At 31.9% G+C, this 24455-nt stretch carries 20 protein-coding genes, 1 pseudogene and 1 riboswitch; of the genes and pseudogenes, 8 read left to right on the top strand and 13 right to left on the bottom strand.

Going from position 1 to position 24455, the window contains the following annotated elements; genetic code table 11:
• Positions 1–3 precede the first annotated feature (3 nt).
• From ACSVC9_RS03545 to ACSVC9_RS03525, 5 genes are all read right to left on the bottom strand, one after another.
• A complete protein-coding gene (locus ACSVC9_RS03545) occupies positions 4–1278 on the bottom strand; it encodes a LysM peptidoglycan-binding domain-containing protein (RefSeq protein WP_446899794.1) in 1275 nt (424 codons plus the stop codon).
• Positions 1279–1376: 98 nt separating this feature from the next.
• Positions 1377–2297: a cysteine synthase A gene (gene cysK / locus ACSVC9_RS03540; RefSeq protein ID WP_446898979.1), complete on the bottom strand. Its 921-nt coding sequence runs from the start codon at positions 2295–2297 to the stop codon at positions 1377–1379.
• Positions 2298–2317: 20 nt separating this feature from the next.
• The gene (locus tag ACSVC9_RS03535; protein ID WP_446898978.1) at positions 2318–3460 is read right to left on the bottom strand and encodes a trans-sulfuration enzyme family protein; all 1143 of its coding nucleotides are present in this window, start codon (positions 3458–3460) and stop codon (positions 2318–2320) included.
• A gap of 1 nt (position 3461) precedes the next feature.
• On the bottom strand, positions 3462–4094 hold the full coding sequence (locus tag ACSVC9_RS03530; protein WP_446898977.1) for a class I SAM-dependent methyltransferase: 633 nt from the start codon (positions 4092–4094) through the stop codon (positions 3462–3464).
• A 466-nt stretch (positions 4095–4560) separates the two neighbouring features.
• Positions 4561–6330 carry a methyl-accepting chemotaxis protein gene (locus tag ACSVC9_RS03525; RefSeq protein WP_446898976.1) on the bottom strand — a complete coding sequence of 590 codons (1770 nt, stop codon included), beginning with the start codon at positions 6328–6330 and terminating at the stop codon, positions 4561–4563.
• Positions 6331–6405: 75 nt separating this feature from the next.
• Positions 6406–6489, bottom strand: a riboswitch (cyclic di-GMP riboswitch).
• A gap of 250 nt (positions 6490–6739) precedes the next feature.
• On the opposite strand from ACSVC9_RS03525, the gene ACSVC9_RS03520 reads away from it, so the two are divergent.
• The 5 genes and pseudogenes from ACSVC9_RS03520 (at position 6740) to ACSVC9_RS03500 (ending at position 10321) form a co-directional block, all read left to right on the top strand.
• Complete coding sequence (locus ACSVC9_RS03520) at positions 6740–7261, top strand: sigma-70 family RNA polymerase sigma factor (RefSeq protein WP_446898975.1); 522 nt, start codon at positions 6740–6742, stop codon at positions 7259–7261.
• Complete coding sequence (locus ACSVC9_RS03515; protein WP_446898974.1) at positions 7251–8267, top strand: DUF4367 domain-containing protein; 1017 nt, start codon at positions 7251–7253, stop codon at positions 8265–8267. The genes ACSVC9_RS03520 and ACSVC9_RS03515 overlap by 11 nt, the downstream gene beginning before the upstream one ends.
• 172 nt (positions 8268–8439) lie before the next feature.
• Entirely contained in the window at positions 8440–8814 is a 375-nt protein-coding gene (locus ACSVC9_RS03510) for a GntR family transcriptional regulator (RefSeq protein WP_446898973.1), read from the top strand.
• Positions 8815–8829: 15 nt separating this feature from the next.
• Positions 8830–9698 (top strand): annotated as a pseudogene (locus ACSVC9_RS03505) (ABC transporter ATP-binding protein).
• Between the two features lie 215 nt (positions 9699–9913).
• Positions 9914–10321 carry an ABC-2 transporter permease gene (locus ACSVC9_RS03500; protein WP_446898972.1) on the top strand — a complete coding sequence of 136 codons (408 nt, stop codon included), beginning with the start codon at positions 9914–9916 and terminating at the stop codon, positions 10319–10321.
• A 12-nt stretch (positions 10322–10333) separates the two neighbouring features.
• Here ACSVC9_RS03500 and ACSVC9_RS03495 read toward each other — a convergent pair whose 3' ends face one another.
• Positions 10334–13579, bottom strand: a complete 3246-nt coding sequence (locus ACSVC9_RS03495) for a DEAD/DEAH box helicase (protein ID WP_446898971.1) — start codon at positions 13577–13579, stop codon at positions 10334–10336.
• A gap of 123 nt (positions 13580–13702) precedes the next feature.
• Here ACSVC9_RS03495 and ACSVC9_RS03490 point away from each other — a divergent pair, with 123 nt between their 5' ends.
• The 3 genes from ACSVC9_RS03490 to add all read left to right on the top strand — a co-directional run bounded on the left by ACSVC9_RS03490 (position 13703) and on the right by add (position 16299).
• Positions 13703–14647, top strand: a complete 945-nt coding sequence (locus ACSVC9_RS03490) for a TerC/Alx family metal homeostasis membrane protein (RefSeq protein WP_446898970.1) — start codon at positions 13703–13705, stop codon at positions 14645–14647.
• 53 nt (positions 14648–14700) lie between these two features.
• Positions 14701–15201 (top strand): amidase domain-containing protein, encoded by a 501-nt coding sequence (locus tag ACSVC9_RS03485; RefSeq protein WP_446898969.1) that lies wholly within the window; start codon positions 14701–14703, stop codon positions 15199–15201.
• A 69-nt stretch (positions 15202–15270) separates the two neighbouring features.
• Complete coding sequence (add, locus tag ACSVC9_RS03480) at positions 15271–16299, top strand: adenosine deaminase (RefSeq protein ID WP_446898968.1); 1029 nt, start codon at positions 15271–15273, stop codon at positions 16297–16299.
• A 31-nt stretch (positions 16300–16330) separates the two neighbouring features.
• On the opposite strand, the gene ACSVC9_RS03475 is transcribed toward add, so the two are convergent.
• From ACSVC9_RS03475 to ACSVC9_RS03445, 7 genes are all read right to left on the bottom strand, one after another.
• On the bottom strand, positions 16331–17848 hold the full coding sequence (locus ACSVC9_RS03475) for a phosphomannomutase/phosphoglucomutase (RefSeq protein ID WP_446898967.1): 1518 nt from the start codon (positions 17846–17848) through the stop codon (positions 16331–16333).
• Between the two features lie 138 nt (positions 17849–17986).
• Complete coding sequence (gene sufU / locus ACSVC9_RS03470) at positions 17987–18430, bottom strand: Fe-S cluster assembly sulfur transfer protein SufU (RefSeq protein WP_446898966.1); 444 nt, start codon at positions 18428–18430, stop codon at positions 17987–17989.
• The gene (locus ACSVC9_RS03465; RefSeq protein ID WP_446898965.1) at positions 18417–19679 is read right to left on the bottom strand and encodes a cysteine desulfurase; all 1263 of its coding nucleotides are present in this window, start codon (positions 19677–19679) and stop codon (positions 18417–18419) included. The genes sufU and ACSVC9_RS03465 overlap by 14 nt, the downstream gene beginning before the upstream one ends.
• The gene (sufD, locus tag ACSVC9_RS03460) at positions 19676–20848 is read right to left on the bottom strand and encodes a Fe-S cluster assembly protein SufD (protein WP_446898964.1); all 1173 of its coding nucleotides are present in this window, start codon (positions 20846–20848) and stop codon (positions 19676–19678) included. The genes ACSVC9_RS03465 and sufD overlap by 4 nt, the downstream gene beginning before the upstream one ends.
• Before the next feature lie 13 nt (positions 20849–20861).
• Positions 20862–22268, bottom strand: a complete 1407-nt coding sequence (sufB, locus tag ACSVC9_RS03455) for a Fe-S cluster assembly protein SufB (RefSeq protein ID WP_446898963.1) — start codon at positions 22266–22268, stop codon at positions 20862–20864.
• Positions 22269–22298: 30 nt separating this feature from the next.
• Entirely contained in the window at positions 22299–23045 is a 747-nt protein-coding gene (gene sufC / locus ACSVC9_RS03450) for a Fe-S cluster assembly ATPase SufC (RefSeq protein WP_446898962.1), read from the bottom strand.
• Between the two features lie 170 nt (positions 23046–23215).
• Positions 23216–24373 (bottom strand): DUF4317 family protein, encoded by a 1158-nt coding sequence (locus tag ACSVC9_RS03445; protein WP_446898961.1) that lies wholly within the window; start codon positions 24371–24373, stop codon positions 23216–23218.
• Positions 24374–24455 lie beyond the last annotated feature (82 nt).

Here is a 24455-nt window from a genome sequence, read left to right as displayed (position 1 = left end):
ATATCAAATTACCTTTTCTATAAAGAACATATTATCAAGTACCTGCCAATTTTGAGGAAATGGCTGTCCTAAGGCCCAATAGCTCACACCTCTCAATCCATATTCACTGGAAAGTTTGTATTTTTCAGAAACACTTCTGGCATCTTCAAACCACACTACATGTTCTCTTCTTTCTTCATCTATATAATTATAATAAGGTGATTTTGATTTTTCATCAAATTTTATTTCAGCTCCAAACCTTCGTGCCCTGTCTATGGCTTCCTGATTTCCAATAGCTTCTGCAAATTCTCCGCCTGGTACATATGGCAGTGTCCACTCATATCCATAGAGAGGCATTCCCATAAATATTTTATTACGTGGTATTACACTTACTGCATAGTCAATTACTTTCCTTACCTCGTTAATCGGCGCTACTGCCATCGGTGGTCCGCCTGACCACCCCCATTCATAGGTCATTATAACTACAAAATCTACTATCTCACCATGTGCCCTATAATCATGAGCTCCATGCCAGGAACCTGTTGTTATGTCATAGGTTTTAGGTGCAAGTGCCGTTCCAACAATATATCCCATTGGGTGGAGCCTCGCTACCAACTTCCGTAGAAAATTATTATATCTCTCCCTATCCTCTGGCGGAATTCTTTCAAAATCTATAATAACTCCGGAATATGATTTAGACTGAAGAGCAGAAACTATATTGTCAATTAAATTATTCTGAAGTGATTGATTATTTAATATGTTGTGTATTAAATTTGTATCAAAATTATCGCCAGATATATTAGTTACAGACAAAAGTGGTGCAACTCTAAAATCTTTTCCAGAATTTATCGCCGCATCATCATTTAAAGGAGTAATTCCTCCATTACTGGTAACATGATGGCTAAAGGCAGTTAAGTAAGTTAAATATCTTGCAACACTACTTACTAAACTACTATCTCTTTCAGGATTTGTGGGTTGTATAAACGCATTAGTCTCTATAAATCCATAATTTCTAGCCTGTGCCGGTATTATAAGTCTCATCCCTTGATAAATTTGTTCTGGATTTGAAATATTATTCGCTGATATTATACTTTGCAGAGAAACACCAAATCTATTAGCTATACTCCAAAGTGAATCCCCCTCTCTCACTGTATACATCATTTCCTTGCCTGGAATTACAAGTGTCTGTCCTATAACCAGGCTTTGAGAAGGATTTAAATCATTCGCCGATATTATGCTTTGAGTACTAACTCCAAATTTTTGTGCTATTGACCATATAGAATCCCCCTGCAATACCACATATATATTCAAACTGGCAACCCCTTTTTATTTACTACCAGTAACTAATATATTCAAAGCATGTTTTTGTGTTCAATAAAAATCATAATTTAATATCCCTAGGTTTCAGAAAAGTATAAATTTTTACTGAAATATCTATCCCCTCTATCCGGAAATATGGTGACTATGTTTCCTTTGTCTATATTTTTCGCCAGCTTTAATGCAGCCGCAAGTGCTGCTCCAGAAGAAGATCCTACAATAACCCCCTCTCTTTTTGCTAATTCTCTAACTGTATTAAAAGCTTCATCATCATTTATTTTTATTACATCATCAACAAGATCCATATTCATAGTATCTGGAACAAAATCATTTCCAATTCCCTCGATATTGTACTTTTTTTCTTCACCACCACCTAATGTTGAACCCTTTGGATCTGCAAGAATTGCTTTTATATTCTTATTTTTTTCTTTCAAATATTTTGCCACTCCTGTAAAAGTTCCTCCACTTCCTGCACCAGCCACAAAATAATCTATTTTTCCATCCAGCTGTTTGTATATTTCATGGCCTGTAAAAATATAGTGTGCCTCGGGGTTGTCTTTATTTTCAAATTGACCAAGCGAAATAGAGTTTGGTATCTTCTCCAGTAGTTCCCTAGACTTTTCTATAGCCCCTCTCATTCCCTTATCCTCTGGAGTATGGACTATTTCTGCTCCAAGTGCCTTCATGAGAACCTGTTTTTCCACAGAAAACTTTTCAGGAACAACAAATATTACTCTATATCCCTTATTCAGTGCACCAAGTGCAATTCCAAGTCCAGTGTTTCCTGCTGTGGCCTCTATTATGGAAGATCCCTTTTTCAATTTTCCTCTCTTTTCAGCCTGTTCTATCATATAACTTCCTATTCTGTCCTTTACACTTCCGCCAGGATTAAAACTTTCAAGCTTAGCAAATATATTCACACCATTCTTTAAATCAAACTCATTTATTTTCAATATAGGAGTATTTCCTATCATTTCTTTTATATCATTATAAAAATCCATCAAAAATACCTCCAAAATGTTTACTTTGATACTTCTATTGCATCATTTAAATCTTTTATTAAGTCCTCTTTGTTTTCTATTCCAACCGACAATCTAACTAGATTATCTACAATTCCAACTTTCTGTCTTATTTCATAAGGTATAGCTGCATGTGTCATTGTTGCAGGATGACAAGCTAATGACTCCACTCCTCCAAGACTTTCTCCAAAAGTTATTAATTTTAGGCTCTTAAAAAATTTATTTATATTTATATCATCCTTTAATACAAATGAAATTATAGCCCCATATCCACTAGTCTGAATCTTCTGAATCTCATGACCTGCATGATTTTTAAGTCCTGGGTAATATATCTTTTCTATATATGAATTTTCACTTAATAGTTTAGCTATATATTCCGCATTTTGCTCATGCCTATCCATTCTAACTGATAATGTCTTTATACCTCTTATCAGAAGCCAGCTATCAAAAGGATTCAGTATACCACCTGTAGAATTCTGAATAAAGTGAAGCCTTTCTGCAAGTTGTTCACTATTTACTACAGCAAGTCCAGCAACCAGATCACTGTGACCCCCCAGATATTTGGTGGCACTGTGAATTACTATATCTGCTCCAAGTTCTATTGGTCTTTGAAGATAAGGAGTCATAAAAGTATTGTCTACAATCGTCAATATATTCTTTTTTTTAGCAATTTCTGATATTTTTTTTATGTCCGTTATTGTCATAAGAGGATTGGTAGGAGTCTCAATATATACAGCTTTTACATCTTCTGTAATACTGTCTTTAACAGCTTCAATGTTACTTGTATCTACAAGCTTGAATTCCAGATTAAAATTTTTAAATATCTTATCTAGTACTCTGTAAGTTCCTCCATATACATTATCAGATATAATTATTTTATCTCCACTTTTAAATAGCATTAATACCGCTGATATAGCTGCCATACCAGAAGAAAAAGCAAATCCTGAATATCCACTTTCAATATCCGATATAAGTTTTTCAAGAGCTTCTCTAGTTGGATTTCCCGTTCTCGAATATTCATATCCTACATTTTCACCCAATCCCTTTTGTTTGTACGTTGATGTTTGATATATAGGAACACTAACCGCCCCAGTATTTTTATCTCCATCTATTCCTCCGTGTATTAATAAAGATTCAATATTCATTTTATTTCTCCCTTCGTATACCTTTTGCCATAAATATTCCTGGTTCTGTGCACTCACCTTTACTTGAATAACCTCTGCATTTGAGTCCTGTACTCTTTACCTGCACATTTGAAAATCCAGCTTTTTCTGCCCATCCTCTTATAAGTGAATGAGAGAATCCCAACCACTCATCATGCATTTCAGTTCTTGCCCATTCCCCATTGTGTTCTTCAACATCACATATTACAAATACTCCGTCTTTTTTGAGTACCCTGTACATTTCCTTTACGGCCTTCTCTGCATCTACTACATGGTGCAGTGCCATATTTATAAAAACAGCATCAATTGATTCATCAAAGAGAGGCAAATCCGATATACTCCCTTTTATAGGATATATATTTTTAATACCCTTCTCGACAGTTTCATTATGAAGCTGCTTCAACATGTTTCTTGAATTATCGATAGAAAATACCAGCTTTGCATCTATAGAAAGTGCCTGAGATATAAAACCTGTTCCACAACCTAGATCTGCACAGATTTTATCTTTTATATCAAATTGAGACAATGCTATATATTTTAATTTGTCTTCAAAATAATCCTCTCTTATTACATTCCATCTATCTGCAATTGAATCAAAATATCCTATAGAATTCATAATTATTCCTCCCACAAATAACTTTTTAAATAATAATTTAATATCACTTTTTGGATTCCGGAATCCAAAAAGTAAAAAATCTTCTGCCTCATTTCAGAGGCAGAAGATTACTTCCGCGGTTCCACTCTGTTTATCTTAAATAAAGGAAATCAATCCATTAAAATAAGACAACTCTTTTTTGGTACAATCATACCTCAATGCTTTAACGGGCATATACGCTGAAGTCTACTAGGCTTCAATTCAGAGCTCAAAGATGCACTTCGATTATCATTGACTAAGATTTCCTTTCATCCAGGAGAAACCCTCTCTAATAGTCAAATTATAATTTACTCTTCTCATCATCGCAATTCATCATTACTTCCACTAAATTAAACTTATAATACTACATATATAAAATTTAATCAAGTGTAAATTTTACTTAATTATATATTTATTTTATATTATACATAACCATCAAAAAATGTTACTATAATTTGAAATGTGATAGTTTAGAATTCAACTCATTCGAAAAATCTTTCAATTCATCAGAAAGCTTTCTTATATGACCGACATTCTGACTTACTTCAGAAGTTGACGCATTTACTTCTTCGGAGGATGCAGATATCTCTTCAGTTGTAGAAACTACCAGATCCATGGAAGAAGTTACCATATCAGTATTCTTATGAATATTATCTATTTTATCCACATTTTCATTAATTACTACAGGTATCTCTTGTACAAAAGAGATTACTTTATCCAAGGTATTTTTTGTTCCATTTATAGTTTCTATTTGAGATTTGGCGACATTTTCTGAATTTTTCACACTGTCCACTGAAATACTTATTGTAGAAACAAGATCATCAATCAAAATACGTATCTTATTAACAGAATCTGACGTATCATTTGACAACTTTTTAATTTGCTCTGATACCACAGCAAAACCTTTTCCTGCCTCTCCTGCCCTTGCTGATTCTATTGATGCATTTAAGGACAGCAAGTTTATTTCATTTGATATATTTTCTATAACATTCACTATACCAGCTATTTCATTAGATTTGTCTAGCAATTTACCGATTTTATAATTTATATCTTTAGATGAAGCTATTCCTTGTGAACTTTTATCTTCTAAATCAGCAAGCACTTTTATAATATTAGAATTCAGATCTGTAGCGTCTGAAGCCTTATTCTTCATGGCAATACTATTACTTCTTACTTTATCTATATTTTCAGCCAAAAATTTGATATTATCAAAGCTATCCTGTATATCCTTTGCAGAATTATTTATGGCAGAAGAAATTTGTTCCATAGCCTCTTTCACACTATTCGAATTTTCAGATGCAATATCTGAAGACGAATTTATATCTGCAATTTTATCATCTAACACTCCAGTTACTTCTTTTATTTTTATAAGTATATCTCTTATATTTTTAGTCATATTGTTGAATATATTTCCTATATATCCCATTTCATCATTGCTTTTTATATCTACTTCCACTTTCATGTTACCTTTAGATACCAGCTCCATAGCCTTGACTATGTTTTGTAGTGGATGTATTTTTTTCTTCATGATATTTATTATAAAAAGCAGTGAAATCACTATTAAAATTAAAGAAATTGTAATTATAAACTTTAATATTTTATAAACAGGCTTGTAAAAATCTGATTCATAGCACCCGACATTTACATACCAACCCCAAGGCTCGAAATAGGCAACAGCATTCATCTTTGCTCTTGTGGACTTTTCTCCCGGATTTTTCCATTGAAAATGTATTATACCATTATTTTTAGGATTGGTTGCCTCATCAATTATAAGATTTACTACACTATTTCCATTGCCATCTTTAATGTCTGAAATATTCTCGCCTTCTTTAAAGGGGTGCATCATTTCCTTGCCATTTTCATCAATGGCATACATATATGCCTGAACATTCATTTCCAATTTTGGATTAAGGTTTCTTGTTTTACCGTCCTTACCTTTTGCATTCAACATTTCTGTTTTAAATAATTCCTGGGCAGCATCTTTGCTCATTTTCCCAGAATCAACTTGTTTTTGAAGACTTTCCATCGTAGCCAAGCCCATTTGTATCTTGTTGTTGAGTGCTGTTTCTCCTAATTTAGTCAGGGCACTTTTAGCACTAAAAAATGATATTACAGATACAATGATAATTGAGAAAACTATTAAAATGAAAAATATTAAGTATGATTTAAGAAAACTTCTTTTAAGGCTTTCAACATGTAAATTACTATTTTTCTCCATTTGGTTTCTCCCTTTCTGCTCTTATTTTATCCAGTTTATGATTTTAAATATAAAAAAACAACAATTAAATACAAATTAATTGTTGGTAGGTTGCACCATTAACTCCCAATTCCCTAGGTGCCCAAATTAAGGGAATTCATCATAGTTTCCAACTTTATAGAAGGCATTTATAAAATTGATATTGTCATCATGTGAAAAAGTTTACTATATAAATGTAGAAAAGTCAAATTAAGATTTCATAACAATTTAAAATTAAATTTTCCTTTTAATCGTATAATATTACTTAATATACTAAAATAATAAAAATTTATTAAATAATGATAATTCAATTTAATTGTATTATAATATAACTAAAAACAAGAAGCAGAAAATCAATATATTTCGTCTAATATATGGAAAGGAGAGTAATTTGGATAACGAATTGGAAAGATTGATGAATTCTTATGGAAATGATGTACTCAGAACCGCTTTTGTATACCTTAAAGATAGACACCTAGCTGAAGACGTATTTCAGGAAGTATTCATAAAAGTATATAAAAACTTTCACAAATTTAATGGACAAAGTAGTGAAAAAACCTGGATATTAGCTATTACCATAAATACATGCCGGGATGTACTTAGAAGTTCCTGGATTAAAAGAGTACTGAGATTTCAAGATCCAGAATATGAAATATTAAATTTAAAAGAAAATTCCATTGATATAGATGATAAGGCAATTAAAAATATAGAGTACGAAGATTTATTAAAGAAAGTTATGAATTTACCTAAAAAATATAAAGAAGTCATACTTTTATATTATTATAACGAACTGTCTACACCAGAAATAAGCCAAACTTTAAAAATACCTGAGGGGACCGTAAGAAGTAGACTTTACAGGGCAAGGGATTTATTAAAATATAATATAGGTGGTACTATTGAATATGAGGGATAATATGAAATTTTTTAAAGATATAGTTAATTCATCTTTGGAAGATATACATGTAACAGATGAATTAAAAGAAAAAACTTTGAATAAATGTAAAAAGGAAAACAGAATAAGAATACGCCCTACCTATGTTGCTGGTATATGTGCTGTATTTATAGCTTTTGCAACTACAGGTTATAATTATCTTTTTCCTAATAAAATAAATAAGAAATATAGCCTTAATATATCTGCTACAGAAAGACAATTAGAGAATTTGGGGAATTTAATAAAAAATTCCATAATCAATCCATCTCCAAATAATGCTACTTTGAAGAATAATAAATATGCCTATGATAAAAAATATACAAAGAAAAGTGCAAAATCTGAAGATTTAAAGAATGCTAACAAAATAAATGATAAAATAGATACAAATTTAAAAAATAAAGATATATTAAATCCTGAAAAAGATAGTACTGCTAAAAATGACAAAACAGAAGATAAAATAGAATCTAAAGATGAGCAATCACAAATTTCATATGATACTTCCAAAAATAAACAGCCGGATGAAAGTGAAAATGTTTCTTCCAATCAAATTAGTACTGAAAAAAGCAGTTCAGATAAGAGTGAAACCGTGGAAAAAAATGATTCTAATTCTATCTCATCAATTTCACCTCACCTTATGAATATGAATTCTGTTGAAAACAGCTTCGGACAGAAAGTAACTACTCCATCCTATATACCTGATGGATTCAAACTTATAAACATAACTATACCTGATAATGATAATGAAAAGTTTGTAAAGATGAATTATACCTTCAAGGATAAACATTTTACTATACGTCAGGACAGAAATATCGATTTTAACAACAATATAGGCGAGAAATTATATATAACTGGAATTCGAGCTTATTCTTCCTGGGTTGAAAATTGCAGCGAATTGAGAATAGCATTGAACAAGGACAATATACAATATGTAATTCAGGGAAATATTTCAAAAGATATATTAATTAGTATAATTGGATCAATGAATTAATATTTATAATTGCAGAATTGCACGGGCTTGAAACATAATAGGATGGTTATTATATTTCAAGTCTTTTATATTGCAACTTTTCTATAAAGCATTGACAAAAATTTTATTATTGTATATACTGTATATATTCTTATATATACAGTATATATTGTTTTTAGAGGGAGCAACAGCTATGAATATACTTATTTCCAATATATCCAAGGATCCTATATATGAACAAATCACAAAGCAAATAAAAGATAGTATTATAAATGGAAATCTATCCGAGGGTGAACTTCTACCTTCTATAAGAAATCTTGCAAGAGAATTAAAAATAAGCGTTATAACTACTAAAAGGGCATATGAAGAACTTGAAAAGGAAGGATTCATTGAAACCGTGCCGGGAAAAGGTTCTTATGTATCATCTCAGAATAAAGATCTTTTAAAGGAGAAAAAAATCAAATCCATTGAAGATAAACTTATTGAAGCTATAGAAGATAGCAAAATACTAGGACTCAAAAAAGAACAATTAAAAGAAATGATTGATATTTTATATGACACCATATAGGCAAGGAGGAAAATAATGGATAATATTCTGGAAATAAAAGATCTAAGCAAAATCTATAGGGGATTTATTCTTGGCAATATAAGTTTTAATCTCCCAAGAGGATATATCATGGGACTTATAGGTCCAAATGGTGCTGGGAAAAGTACTACTATAAAGCTTATAATGAATCTTGTAAAGAAAAACTCAGGATCCATCAAGGTTTTTAATATGGACAGCATAAGTCATGAGAGACAAATAAAACAGAAAATAGGCTTTGTATACGATGAAAACTGTTTTTATGATGACCTGACTTTAGTTGAAATGAAAAACATAATAAGGCGTTTTTATAAAGATTGGGACAATGATATTTTCAATAAATACATGTCCGATTTCAACCTTCCTGTAAGGAAAAAGATAAAACAACTTTCAAAGGGCATGAAAATGAAATATTCTCTTGCAATTGCACTTTCACACAATGCAGAACTCATATAATGGATGAACCTACTTCAGGCCTCGATCCAGTATTCAGAAATGAAATGCTCGACATCCTATATTCAATAATACAGGACGAAAACAAGTCCATATTGTTTTCCACCCATATAACTGCTGATTTGGAAAAAACAGCAGACTATATAACATTTCTGAATTCGGGCAAAATAGTTTTTTCAGATACCAAAGATAATATTCTCGACAATTATAAAATTGTAAAAGGAAATAAAAGCCTGCTGACATCTGATATCAAAAACTATCTCATAAGTATAAAAGAAAACTCCTTTGGTTTTGAAGCACTTACACAAAATATGGAGAGTATTAAAAAATTTTCTAAAGGAAAAGTATTTTTTGAAAAAGCAAGCTTGGACGATATTATGGTGTATACGGTAAATGGAGGTAAGAACAATGATTAATTTGATTTTAAAGGATATATTGATACAGAAAAAAACTTTTATAATAATTATACTTGTTTCATTATTAACAAGTATTAATTTCAAGGATGATACCTTTCTCATATTTACATTTATATCCAATTTTTTGCATATGCACTCGTAACTGGAACTTTCTATAAAGATGAAAAAGCAAATGTTATGCTTAATAGTCTTCCTATAAATAGATTACCATAGTTATGTCAAAATATATATCCATATTGATATTCGGACTTTTGGGTATACTTTCAGCATTTATACTTCAAAACCTTATGCAATCCTTGAACATAATACACCTATCCGGCAAGATGACCGTAGAATATATATTGGGAAGTTTTGCAGGTATACTGCTTTTAAGCTGTTCCGTCCTGCCATTATACTTCAAATATGGTTATGCCACCGCAAGATATGCAGTTATAGGTCTGTTTCTTGTCATATTCTTTGTATTCACCACAATTGGGAAAATACAAAATATTAAATACATCACAAATTATTTAGGCAGTCTTCCAGATAGCATAATTACTGCTGGTATCGTAATCTCAATGTGTATCGTATTTCTAGTATCCTTTTATATATCCTATTCGATATATAAAAGTAAAAATTTTTAAGAATGAATTCATCTATCTAAACAGTCCTACTATTTCTTCTTCCGACAATGAGGAAATTCCATGACTGCCAGAGAGTTCATCCCCAAGCAAACTATCTATGAGTTTTTTCTTTTCCTTTTGAAGGAGTATAATTTTTTCTTCTATAGTCCCTCTTGCCACAAGCTTTATGACCTCCACTGCATGTTTCTGCCCTATCCTATGAGCCCTGTCTGTAGCCTGTTCTTCTACTGCAGGATTCCACCAGGGATCAAAATGAATTACTACATCTGCAGCGGTAAGATTTAGTCCGGTTCCACCTGCTTTTAGGCTTATCAAAAATACTGAATTGTTACCCGAATTAAATTCTTCAACCGTCTTAATCCTTTCTCTTGATGATATAGATCCATCCAGATAGCTATATTCTATACCCTCTACAGTTATTTTACTGCAAATATTTCTTAAGACAGACGTAAATTGTGAAAATACAAGTATTTTATGTCCTTCACTCACTCCTTGTGTAAGAAGTTCAAGGAGAGTTTCCATCTTTGCACTGCCGCCTTCGTAATTTTCCATTACTATGGATGGGTCAAGACATAGCTGCCTAAGTTTTGTTATATATGCAAGTATCTCAATTTTGCTGTTATTAAACTCATTGTCTTTTACTTTTTTTTCAATAAGCTGAAGTACATGCTTGGCATAAGTTCCATATACCTTCTTCTGCCTGTTAACCATATCTACCATAATAGTCTTCTCTATTTTATCAGGAAGTTCCCTTATAACATCTTTTTTTCTTCTACGGAGAATAAATGGCTTTACAAGTCTATTTAAATCCTCTATCACTATCGGTTCTTCTTTGAACCTCTTGTAATACCTCACACTGAATCTCTTCTCATCATAAAGATATCCCGGCATTATAAAATCGAATATAGACCAAAGCTCCATAACTGAATTTTCTATTGGAGTACCTGTAAGTGCAAATTTCCTCCTTGAATTTATTTTTTTCACACTTTTTGCACTCTCAGAACGTGGATTTTTTATATACTGCGCTTCATCCAAAATACAGTAGTCAAACTCAATATCTTTATATATATCCATATCCCTCTTCAGAAGATTATATGTAGTTATAAAAACATCATACTCACTCATATGGTCTATAAGTTTCATTCTCTCTTTTTTTATTCCATTAACTGCTGCTATTTTCATATCCGGAGCAAATTTTCCAAATTCATTTATCCAATTATATACAAGTGATGTGGGAACTACAATTATTGATCTACTTCCTATATTAGACATCAAAAAAGCAATGGTTTGAAAGGTTTTGCCAAGTCCCATTTCATCCCCCAGTATTCCACCAAACCCAAGATAGTCCAATGTTTTAAACCAATTATAACCTATTTTCTGATATTCTCTGAAATCTCCCTTCAAATTTTTTGGCTTGTTAAATTCGAGAGTATTTATATTTTTCAATTTATTTCTTATCTTTTCAAGTTCTGATTTCCCTTTTATATATCTTACTTTATCCTGGTTTATACACTCATCTACATAAATAGCTTTATTCTTTGGTATTTCTATACAATTGTCATTTATGCTTTTAGGTGCCACTGCATCCAGAAGTTTTAAAAATTTTTTCAATTCCAGTTCCTTTAGATCAAGATACTCTCCACTTTTCAATTTGTAGTATTTGAGATTGTCTCTAAAGGCTTTCAATATAGATGTTGTATCTTTAGGTGATATATTGTCTATCTCAAATTTCATTTCAAAATAGTCGTATTTTCCATTTTTAATACTAGCAGTTATATTTTTTGCTCCGATTGATCTAATTCCTTTAAAATTTTCAGAGTAAAATACTTCTCCAATTTCCTGAAGTTTTTGTACCTGGCTCTTGAAAAATTCGAATATACAATCATCTTCCTTTAAAAAATAAAACTTTTCCTCTCTTCTCTCAAAACCTAGTGCTGTCAGCAATCTTACAACTTTCATTTCTCTTCTGGATTCTCTATATACCACCTTTTCTGTACAATCTTGAAATATATTGAATTCAAAAGTTCCATACTTGACTTTTACAATCAGTATAATATTCCTACCCTTTTTATCAAAATAGAATTTAAACTCACATTTCTCATTTACTACTTTGCTTCTTATGTTTTTTGACAATCTTACATTACTAGAAAGCAAATTAAGTTGTGGAATTAGCCTTCTAAGTACGGTTTCCTCTTTAGAAGATGGAAATACAACTGACCTTGCATTGCTGAATACAGTAATATAAGGTCCTATCCTTACACAGTATTCTGGATCAGGAATATATATATTTAAGCCATAAAAAAATACACTATTCCTAGAATCTAGCGAAATAGGAATCCCATTTTCCACTTTGAGTACATAGTTCCCTTCTATACTTTTTAAATCAAACTCTACAGGAGGAGCACCTTCCACTATTTCAGTCTCTACACACCTATATAAAAATCCTTCCTCAAGATAAACCTTATGTTCTCTTATTACGCAAAAAAATTCTCTTACCAGATAATCAGGTATGTGTATGTATTTCCCTTCTATATTTGATTTTCTTATTTTACTACGATATGTATAACTTCCTTCTATACTTTTCAACGTCTGAATAAAATTAACAAGCATTTTGTCCTTTACACTTAACTTATTTTCTTTCATATTTAGTGTAAAATTTTTTCCATAAGTTACAGGAAAATTATTGTACAGTGAAAGCAAAAATTGATCTATATCTTTCAAGACATACAGACTGCTTGAACCCATAGAACTAAGCCCTATTTTGAATTCAGCAGATAATTTGTTTTCCCATTGATTTCTTCTTATATAAACTTCTATTTTTATTTCTTCCCTATCTTCTCTATCATTTAGAAGTAGAGATAAAGTATCTGTATGCAGTTGAAGTTTAGCAATATCTTTATCCTTTAAATTGTAACTATCAAAAATGGGGTTCTTCACCAAATCATCTAAAGCTTTGTAAAATGTTGCTATTAAATGCTTGCAGCAGTAATTGGTTTTTCTGAATTCATTATTTTCATAATCCTTACAACTGCAATAGGTTGAAAGTATACTTTTATCTGAAGCATCTATTTCAATTTCCGTTTTATATTCATTGAAAAGATTTTCCGAAATAACATTGCCTTCTATAAAAATAAGGCTATCCTCATTTTTAATATTCAAAGAAGAAACAAGGTCATTATCAATAACTCTTATTCCATCAATATGATTTTTTCCACTTATCTGCTCATTAAATACTTGAAGTAATTTATCCCTATCCATAATATCACCTTGTTTTATTATAGCATAACAAAATCAATGATTTTACCTTCATAATTATAAAGTATATAGTATTTAATAACCGTTTATAAATAAAATATATCAATTAAATATAATATTAATAACTTGATAATATGCAAAATCTATGTTATTATATTTACCATAATAAATAGATTTTTAGTAATTTTAAGTTTTGGAGGTAAATTTATGTCTACAAAAAAAGCACTGCTGCATTTAAGTTTCTGGGTAGGACTGGCTATTATATTCAATATTGGAATTTATATTTTCATGGGTCAGGAAAAAGCTCTGTCCTTCTTAGGGGGATATGTTATTGAGCAAAGCCTTAGTCTGGACAACCTTTTCTTATTTTTAATAATATTTGAATGTTTTGCCATAAAACCACAGTATCAAAAAAGAATACTTACCTACGGAATCTTTGGTGCAATAATATTAAGACTTATATTTATAATTCTGGGGGTTACTGTTATCAACAAATTCCATTGGATGCTATATATATTTGGAATAATGTTGATAATAAGCGGTATAAAAATGATGGTTAAAAATGATGTCGTAGTTAATTTCAAACGAAGCAGAATAATTCGACTGCTAGACAAAATCATTCCAGTTTCAGAAGAGCTGGATGGGCAGAAATTTTTTACAAGGAAAAATAAAGTACTTTATGCAACTCCGCTTTTTGCAATATTGATACTAATAGAAGCTTCAGATATAATTTTTGCCATAGACTCTATACCTGCCATATTTTCTATAACCACTGATCCATTTATAGTATATACTTCCAATATATTTGCAATATTAGGTCTCAGAAATATGTACTTTTTACTTGAGAAACTTCACAACAAATTTGCTTATGTTAAATATGGTGTCGCTTGTATATTGATGTTCACAGGAATCAAACTTTCCATTACATTTTTCCATATAAATGTTTCTGTAATGACTTCACTGGCAATTATATTCATAATATTAGCAATCAGTATTATAACTTCCATTTTTTTGAGCAGGAAAAAAAGCTCATCTCACGATGACAAAACTTTTACAGATATTGCCGAATAACTATTTAAATACAATCATACATTAATACCAGAATCAATAATTGTGGAGAAATTATGTATTATAGAAATATTTCATATTATAAAAGAGTTAATGCTGTAAGCTATGCATCAAACTATGCTGTAATGCCAAATCCCTCTTATAGATACTTTTCCGTATACGGCAACAACGGCGGTGATTGTACAAACTTTACATCCCAGTGTCTAAGAGCTGGAGGTGCTCCGATGATTTTTTCAGGCAGAAATCAGTGGTGGTACAATAATAGGGCTTCTTCAGTTTCTTGGGCTGTAGCCGGATCTCTCTACTGGTATCTTAAAATAAATCAAGCAGAAAAATTATACGGGGTTAAAGGAAAAGAAGTCAATTCCGTATCAATGCTTGAACCAGGTGATCTTATATTTTATGAAAACATCAGTGGTAAAATACAGCATTCGGCAATAATAACTTCATTTCATGACAGTTATCCTCTTATATCCCAACATACCCCGGACGTCTTGAATATTCCCTATGAAAAAGATTGGGCGTCCAAAATGCATTTTATGAAAATATCATTGTAAATTATGTTGTCATTATATATTATTTCAACTATAATTTATATTAAAATATAGATTATTGGAGGAAATATAATGAATCTGGATAAACTTCTTCTGGATATTCCTAAAACAGACTTGCATTGTCATCTGGATGGAAGTATAAGACCTTCTACAATGATAGATATTGCAAAAAAAGACAAAATTAAAATTCCAACTTATGAAATAAACAAATTTAAACAATATACAGGTATATCTGGGAAATGCTCTTCTTTAAAAGAATACCTGGATAAATTCAATATACCGATAGAAATCATGCAGAATTATGAAAATATATACAGAATTACATTGGAGCTTCTAGAAGATTCAGCAAAACTCAATATAAAATATATTGAAATACGATTTGCTCCTTTCAACCATACAAAAAATTTATCTGCATATGATGTTATAAAAGCGGCACTTGAGGCAATAAAATATGGGTTTAAAAAATACGGAATTATGTCTACTTTAATTTTATGTGCCATGCGTCATGAACCTCCAGAGGTAAGCCTAAAATTGACGGATATTGCAAAAGATTTTCTAGGCATGGGAGTCACAGCCATAGACCTTGCCGGCAACGAGGATGATTTTCCTCCCGAAATACACAAAAAAGCTTTTGAAATGGCTAAGTATTATGGTCTGCACAGAACTGTACATGCAGGTGAAACAGGAAAACCCGAAAATATAATAAAATCTATAGAACTCCTAAATGCTGAGAGAATAGGTCATGGAGTATTTGCTTTCAAAGACAAATCCGTAGTTAAGTACTTAAAAGATCACAATATTCCCCTGGAAATGTGTATTACAAGCAATGTAAATACATCCGCAGTTTTTTCCTATAAATCTCATCCAATAAAGTTATATTTGGATAATGGGCTTTTTATAACCGTAAATACAGATAATACCACTGTTTCAAATACAACTATAATTGATGAGTTTAAATACCTTGTAAAATATCAAAATTTTACTTGCGATGATATAAAAAGAGCTGTAAAAAATGGCATTACAGCTTCTTTCCTTGAGGGAAAAGATAAAAAGAAACTTCAATTACAACTTTCAAATTTCCTGAAAAACTGGGATTCCTAATCATATACTTTTTAGAAATCCCAGTCAATGCCTATTTTATACTTGAAAAATCAAGTCTGTCATATTTCTTTAAAAACTCTAGCAGTTTTGATGTTATAAGCATCGTTCCTCCATCTTTGTCAGATTCTATATTCAATGGCATTACGGCTTCATGAAGAGATAATCTAAGAAGAAACCATCCACATCCATTTGCTTCATTACAGTTTATCCTTACACCTTCATAATTTTTGGGTTCGAGACTCCATCCATCTACACCATTCACAAATGTTCTTAGATCTTCCAGCACCCTGGCTCCATATTTTTTAAATTCATTGCAATTAACTTTTATCCTATATTCTACACTTTCACGAGGTATTTCCAAATTTGAGATAATGTCTGAAATTGTTTTATCTCCTTCATTTTTCAATCTTGCCATCTTTATGAGTATTTTTGAAACAAGATAGGCACCATCATCCAAAAAATAATTTTCCTTTAATGCTGCATGTCCTGAAGTTTCAATAGCAAAATAGCACTCTTTGTTTTCCTGGTTAAATCTTATGGCCTCATTTATGACATTTCTATATCCCCTTTTAAACCTATGATGAACTCCACCATGTGATTCAATAAATTTTTTAAGTCCATCGCTTGTAACCGAGTCCGTAACTATTATGGAACCCGGATGTTCTTCAAGTACAATAGCCGATGCAAGTGCAATAAGTGCATTCCTGTTTATCTCTCCGCCCATATTGTCCACCACCGCGGCCCTATCAACATCTGCATCGAAAATAATACCAAGGTCTGCAGAATTTTTAAGTACTGCATCCTTTATAGAATCCATAGCTTCTTTTTTTTCAGGATTAGGTATATGATTTGGGAATCTTCCATCCGGTTCGATAAACTGACTTCCAACTGTATCTGCACCAAGTTTCTTTAAAACCTTTTCTACAAAAAATCCTCCCGCCCCATTTCCTGCATCTACAGCTATCTTGAATCCTTTGAGCGGCTGTATTCTGTTAACTTTGTCATCTATTCCATCTATTATTTTATCTATTAGAAATCTGCTGTAATCATCCATTAAAGATCTTCCTACTACTCTTCCATCTTTAATTTTTTCTGGAAATTGTCCACTATCGGCAATAGTAAGTAATTCAATTATATCACTGCTTTCAAAGCCTCCATTATCCGTAAAAAACTTCAGTCCATTATAATAATAGGGGAGATGACTTGCGGTTATTTCGACTGCACCATCTACTCTATAACTTTTAAATACAGTGCTCATAAACATTGCAGGTGTAGAACAGAGTCCGCAGTCAATTACACTGCATCCAAGCTCTTTAATTTCTCGTGTCAATGTTTCTTTTATTCCACTGCTTGTTATTCTTGAATCCATACCTATCGATATACTTAAATCCTCCAACTTTTTATTTTTCCTGGAAGATATAAATATTGCAAATGATTTAGCTATTGCAGAAACCATATCATATGTAAGATTTACATCTCTATCATTATTTTCTATTATAACACCTCTAATATCCGTACCATTTTTTATATTTTCCCATTTTCTGTCCATCATGATACCTCCTGATACTGTTTAATTAACATATTAATTGTACTATATTATCCTTGCATATTGTAAAATTTTTATACAAAAAGCTGTTAAAACTGATTAATTTCAATTCTAACAGCTACTTATATCGTAATATAAACTCTATTTTTTCTTATTTCTTTTTTTTATAGCTTCTTCTAAAGTATGCCATGCAAGCACAGCACACTTTACTCTGGCAGGCATCATTGAAATATTTTTAAGTGCTATTGCATCTTCAAGTTTTTCAAGTTCTTTGTCATCTGTAATCTGTTTTTTTATCATTCCAATAAAAGTCTTTACATAGTCCACTGCTTCATCAACAGTCTTACCTTTTATCAAATCTATCATCATAGATGTAGATGCCTGAGATATGGCACATCCACTTCCCTCATAAGCCACATCATCTATAACATCACCCTTAAACTTCATGGAAAGAGTTATATCATCTCCGCAACTTGGGTTGTGTCCTCTCTCTTTCAGATCAGCATCTTTTATTTCTCTTTTATTGGTAGTATCTTGATTATGCTCTGTTATTATTTCTGAATATATAAGACTAAGATCGTCCATATCCTAACCACTTCCTTACATTTTTGACTCCTTCTATAAATGTATCTATCTCCTTATAAGTATTATAAAAATAGAAGCTCGCTCTTGAGGAAGCCTGAATTCCAAGATATTTCATCAGGGGCTGTGCACAATGGTGTCCTGATCTAATTGCTACACCATAACTATTCAAAACAGTTGCAACATCGTGCGGATGCACATCTTTTATATTGAAAGATATGATACCTCCTCTATCTTCTACATTTTTAGGACCATAAACTGTAACATAATCTATATCCGAAAGTTTGTCAAGAGCATATTTTGTAAGTTCCCTTTCATAAGCCTCTATATTTTCAAGTCCTATGGAATTCAAATAGTCAACAGCCGCTCCTAATGATACTGCTCCTTCTACGTTTTGAGTTCCTGCTTCAAATTTGAATGGAAGCTCTGCAAAAGTAGCATCCTGCTCTGTAACATATTCTATCATATCTCCACCTCTTAAAAATGGAGGCATTTCTTCAAGAAATTTTTCTTTTGCATAAAGTACACCTATTCCCATGGAAGAAAGCATCTTGTGTCCTGAAAAAACAAAGAAGTCAGCGTCAATATCTTTAACATCCACTATCATATGTGGTACGCTCTGTGCTCCATCTATTACAACTACAGCACCCTTTTCATGGGCATATTTTGTAATTTCTCTTACTGGATGTTTTGTTCCAAGTACATTCGACATCTGTGCAACAGCTACTATCCTTGTTTTATCTGTAATTTTCTTCTTGTATTCCTCCTGGGTAATTTTACCATTGTCATCGGTATACATGTACTTTAATACCGCACCCCTAACCTTCGCCACCATTTGCCATGGAAGTATATTACTGTGATGTTCTGAAATAGCTATTACTATTTCATCACCTTCATTTATAAAATTCAATCCATAGCTATATGCTATCAAATTAAGTGATTCTGTGGCATTTCTCGTAAAAATTATTTGAGAAGCCTTTTCGGCACCTATAAACTTTCTTACTTTTTCGCGCGCTTCCTCATAAGCCTCGGTAGACGTAACCCCTAGATAATGAGCTCCTCTATGCGGATTACCATTTAAATTTTCATTGTAATTTTTTACAGCTTCCATAACAGGGATAGGTTTTTGGGTTGTTGCCCCATTATCAAAATAGACCAGATTTTTTCCGTTTACTTTTATAGATAATATCGGAAAATCCCTTCTTATTTTTTCCACATTTATTTTTTTTATTTCTATATTTGTATTACTCATCTTACGAGCCTCCTTATAAGTTCTTCAGACAAGAAATTTTTTAAATCCTCTGCCGGTACCCTATCAAAAATCGGACTAAACCTGGCCTCTATAACAAGTTTTTCTGCCTCACTATAATTAAGTCCTCTACTCATTAAATAAAAAAGTTGATTTTCATCTATTTTACCCACACTTGCAGCATGCTGTCCATCTACATCCTCTTCCTGGCACAGTAGCATTGGGACGCTATCGGTTTTTACCGTAGGATCTAGGAGGAGTACTTCTTCAGCTTGTGAGCCTTTTGATTTTGAGGATCCTCTCCTAAAATCTATATTTCCTTTGAATACTTTCCTTGCCCTATCCTTTAAAACCCCTTCTATAATCATATTACTATTACTCTGCTTTCCAAAATGATTAGTAGTATAATAAATATCCTGTCTTCTATCTCCATCTACCAGATAAGCTGAATATATATCGGCATTACTGTGATCTCCATTTAAATCAGAGTTGTAATTTGTAATATTTATACCACTGCCAATTTCTATTGTAACCCAGTTTACTTTAGCACCAAATTCAACCGATGCCATATTTGAATCAAAATGCGTAGATAAGTCGTTCATCCTCTGAATTTTTATGACATTCACTTCCGAACCTGCTTTTGCAAATACTTTTGTCAGCCCATTGTGAAATGCCTTTATATTATTATCTTCTGTAAAATAATCTATCAATAATGTAATTCTGCTGTTTGGTTCTGCTACAATTATATTATTGTCTATAACTGTTGAATTATTATTATCCAAATTAAAATTAAGTCTAATATATGAATCTACTAGCTTGTTTTCCGGAACTTTTATAAATATACCTGAATTAAATCCATTTTCAGCAAGTCTTACGAAATCTTTTGATACAGAAGATGCCTTTTTAAAGCTTGGATAATCACAGAAACATTCATGCCTTGCAGCATCTTTTGTAGAAATTACGGTAACTCCATTGAAATTTTCAGATTTAAAATCTATATAATCTTTCTTATATGGTTTTATTTCTGGAAGTCCATAATTTTCTATATAAAAATCATTTAGACCGAGATGCCTCCATGTAGGAACATAGGCCTGATTTAATCTAAAATCCTTTTTCTTTTCAAAAGCAGAAATTATATCTTTGTTTTCTTCGAAACTATCTTTTCTGTCCATTGTACTGTACCTCCTATCCTATTGTTCCCTTTAATTCTAGCTTAATTAGATTATTCATTTCAACAGCATATTCAAGAGGAAGTTCTTTTGCAACAGGTTCAACAAATCCGGTTACTATCATACCCCTTGCCTCTTCCTCAGTAAGTCCTCTGCTCATGAGATAGAAAATCGCATCATCACTTATTCTCCCTATCTTTGCTTCATGCCCTATATCCACATTGTTATTTGCAACACTTACAATAGGCACTGTATCCGATCTGGATTCACTATCAAGCATAAGAGATTCACAGGATACACTTGACTTTGAATTTACTGCATTACTTGTGGAACTTAGAAGTCCTCTGTAAATTGAAACTCCACCATCCTTGGATATTGACTTTGAATTTACTGTAGATGTAGTATTTGGAGCCGCATGAACTACTTTTGAACCTGTATCCAGATACTGTCCTGCTCCTGCAAAAGTTATACCTGTAAATTCACATTTCGCTCCTTCTCCCCTCAATATGCTCATTGGGTAAAGCATCGAAACCTTGGAACCGAAAGATCCTGTTACCCATTCTATATGTCCATTTTTATCCACAGCCGCTCTTTTAGTATTCAAATTGTACATATTTCTGGACCAGTTCTCTATAGTACTGTATTTCAAGGTAGCATCTTCTCTTATATAACATTCAACACATCCTGCATGAAGATTGTTAACATAGTACTTAGGCGCCGAACATCCTTCTATATAATGTATTTTTGCTCCTTTTTCTACTATTATAAGTGTATGTTCAAACTGTCCTGCCCCCGGTGCATTTAATCTGAAATATGACTGTATTGGAATGTCAACCTGAACACCTGCGGGAACATACACAAAGGACCCACCCGACCAGACCGCTCCGTGCAATGCTGCAAATTTGTGGTCAGTTGGCGGCACAAGCTTCATGAAATGTGGTCTTACCAAATCTTCATAATCTCTTATAGCCGTTTCCATATCCATATACAGGACACCCTGTTTTCTAAGTTCATCACTTACATTATGATAAACGACCTCTGAATCGTACTGTGCACCAACTCCTGCAAGTGACTCATGCTCTGCCTTTGGAATTCCAAGCATATCAAAAGTCTGTTTTATATCTTGTGGTACATCCTTCCAATCATGTTTCATACTCGTATCAGGTCTGACATAAGTAACTATATTATCCATGTCCAGGTCTTTTAAATCAGGTCCCCAGGAAGGCATTGGCATCTTATTGTATATTTCAAGAGATTTCAATCTGAATTCCCTCATCCAGTCAGGGTCATTCTTTTCTTCTGATATCTTTTCTATTATCTCCCTGGTAAGTCCACTATCACTTTTATAACTGTAATTATCCTTATTTTTTATATCATAAATACTTCTCTGTACATCTTCTATATATGTTTTATTTTTTTCCAACAAAGAACACCTCCATTTTCAAGCACTTTATTAAGCTAAAGCCTTGAATGCATCATATCCATTCTTTTCTATTTCCTCTGCCAGAGAATCATCACCTGTTTTAACTATTCTTCCATTCACAAGTATGTGGACGTAATCTGGCTTTAAATACTCTAAAATACTATTATGATGTGTAATTATAAGTACTGAATTTTCTTCTGTCCTAAGTTTACTTACCCCTTCTGATACTATTCTTACTGCATCAACATCAAGCCCTGAATCAGTTTCATCAAGCATGGCAAGTTTAGGCTCAAGCACAGACATCTGTAGAATCTCATTCTTTTTCTTTTCTCCTCCAGAAAATCCTACATTTAAATATCTCTGTGAATACCTCTCATCTATTTTTAAAAGTTGCATCTTTTCCTTTAATAATCTTCTAAAAGCCAATATACCGCTCTTTTTTCCAGTAACAGCAGACTTTGCAGTACGCAAAAAATTTTCTACTGTTATTCCCTGTATCTCTTCTGGATACTGAAATGACATGAATATACCAAGTCTTGCCCTCTCATCAACTTTCAAGTCATTTATCGATTTTCCTTCAAATAATATATCACCGCCGGATATGGAATATTTAGGGTGGCCCATTATAGTATTTAAAAGAGTAGATTTTCCTGCACCATTAGGTCCCATTATAGCATGAACCTCTCCCTTTCCAATTTCCAGATTCAAGCCTTTTAATATTTCCGTCTCTCCAACTTTTGTTTTTAGATTATTTATTTTTAGCAGTTTATTCTCCATTTTATCTCTCCTCTATATCCGAGTATTTAACTCTTATTTGATATCAAAAAAATTTAAGTCCTAACTATACAACCATATCAGACTTAAATGCTCAGAATTATTTCTATTTACATTCTACTATTTATTTGAAAGATAATCAACAATATTAGATAATTTATTCAAAATGCTTGTTAATAATCTTCATTTTCAGTTTGAATGTTCAAACCATTTATAGTTACATCTTCATTCAACACTATAAGAAGACACTTTCTTCCTTCTTTATCCCTTATTTGCTTTATAGAACTCAAATTTCCCGGAGTTATCGTTATATTTATATTATCATTTTCTATTTTTATAGATTTGCTTTCAAAATCAGGGACTATATTTTTTACTTTGAATTCATAGTTGCCTCCACATATTTCTTCAAATGCACTTTTTACAAGTTCCCTACTTTCAACTCCACTTTGTTCCAGTATATTTGAAATTTCTCGCATGTCTATCTTGGCTTCTTCCTCCTCATCTTCCGATTCCTGAAGCTTATCATTCATATTCTCGTATATTCTCTGCATTACCTGCGGTTTAATTTTATTTTCCACAGCGGTTTGAATTATTGCATTAAAACTCTGTTTTTCTTCTTCTGATGTCGGTTTGATACCGCACCCAAGAACATCTTCTACAAAAGATTTATTCAACTGCTTCGACTTATGTGAATAGTAAATCAACTTATTCACATTTACATATCCGGAACTAAAGCTTGGAAACATGAATCCATCAAGCGGGGAATTTAAATTTATGGTTACATCTAGGACAGAACTGGCTTTAAATTTCATCTCTGAATAATCAAATTTTAAAACTTTTTTAGGGACATCTACTTTATTTATACTGCAAAGTATAAATTCAATAGCTTGAATATATTCTTCTTCATTCTCTTCTTCAGGGCTTTTTTTCTTATTTGCTTTATAATATTCAGTTTTAATAAAATTGATTACTATGTCAGCATCATAATTAAAATTCTTTGCAATTCTATCAACTATCCAATCTGCAAATTCTGGTATACTGCTTCCACCACTCAGAGCATTATATAATACCTGCTGGGTTTCATTTGTCTCCTTTCCCAAGAAATCAAGTTCAAATATCTTTGAATCTATGGTACCTGTAAGTACCTTTTTAAAATTATTTAAATATAGTTCTCTTGTTTCAATATCCATCATTTCAAATGGCACAAGCTCTTTAGTTATTGTTTCTCCATTGTCTTTTTTTAAATATACGCTATACACTTCCTTAATAGGCATTGCATAACTCTCAATCTTGAATTCTTTTCTTATATCTGATAAATCTTTTTTATTCATTTTATCTCCTTCATTTTCCAATGTATATAATTATTTAAGGTATACCTTAAATAATTATATACAAAACTCCATTTAACATACA

It is taken from the genome of Clostridium sp. LBM24168 (assembly GCF_052953915.1).
Note: the sequence above shows the minus strand (reverse complement) of the source record. Positions and strands in the feature narration are given on the sequence as shown.

What these genes read in the sequence shown, in the direction of transcription:
- cysK (WP_446898979.1), bottom strand. Translation starts at nt 2,297, where the DNA reads ATGGATTTTTATAATGATATAAAAGAAATGATAGGAAATACTCCTATA.
- ACSVC9_RS03535 (WP_446898978.1), bottom strand. Translation starts at nt 3,460, where the DNA reads ATGAATATTGAATCTTTATTAATACACGGAGGAATAGATGGAGATAAA.
- ACSVC9_RS03530 (WP_446898977.1), bottom strand. Translation starts at nt 4,094, where the DNA reads ATGAATTCTATAGGATATTTTGATTCAATTGCAGATAGATGGAATGTA.
- ACSVC9_RS03525 (WP_446898976.1), bottom strand. Translation starts at nt 6,330, where the DNA reads ATGGAGAAAAATAGTAATTTACATGTTGAAAGCCTTAAAAGAAGTTTT.
- ACSVC9_RS03515 (WP_446898974.1), top strand. Translation starts at nt 7,251, where the DNA reads ATGAGGGATAATATGAAATTTTTTAAAGATATAGTTAATTCATCTTTG.
- ACSVC9_RS03510 (WP_446898973.1), top strand. Translation starts at nt 8,440, where the DNA reads ATGAATATACTTATTTCCAATATATCCAAGGATCCTATATATGAACAA.
- ACSVC9_RS03500 (WP_446898972.1), top strand. Translation starts at nt 9,914, where the DNA reads ATGTCAAAATATATATCCATATTGATATTCGGACTTTTGGGTATACTT.
- ACSVC9_RS03495 (WP_446898971.1), bottom strand. Translation starts at nt 13,579, where the DNA reads ATGGATAGGGATAAATTACTTCAAGTATTTAATGAGCAGATAAGTGGA.
- ACSVC9_RS03485 (WP_446898969.1), top strand. Translation starts at nt 14,701, where the DNA reads ATGTATTATAGAAATATTTCATATTATAAAAGAGTTAATGCTGTAAGC.
- add (WP_446898968.1), top strand. Translation starts at nt 15,271, where the DNA reads ATGAATCTGGATAAACTTCTTCTGGATATTCCTAAAACAGACTTGCAT.
- ACSVC9_RS03475 (WP_446898967.1), bottom strand. Translation starts at nt 17,848, where the DNA reads ATGGACAGAAAATGGGAAAATATAAAAAATGGTACGGATATTAGAGGT.
- sufU (WP_446898966.1), bottom strand. Translation starts at nt 18,430, where the DNA reads ATGGACGATCTTAGTCTTATATATTCAGAAATAATAACAGAGCATAAT.
- ACSVC9_RS03465 (WP_446898965.1), bottom strand. Translation starts at nt 19,679, where the DNA reads ATGAGTAATACAAATATAGAAATAAAAAAAATAAATGTGGAAAAAATA.
- sufD (WP_446898964.1), bottom strand. Translation starts at nt 20,848, where the DNA reads ATGGACAGAAAAGATAGTTTCGAAGAAAACAAAGATATAATTTCTGCT.
- sufC (WP_446898962.1), bottom strand. Translation starts at nt 23,045, where the DNA reads ATGGAGAATAAACTGCTAAAAATAAATAATCTAAAAACAAAAGTTGGA.
- ACSVC9_RS03445 (WP_446898961.1), bottom strand. Translation starts at nt 24,373, where the DNA reads ATGAATAAAAAAGATTTATCAGATATAAGAAAAGAATTCAAGATTGAG.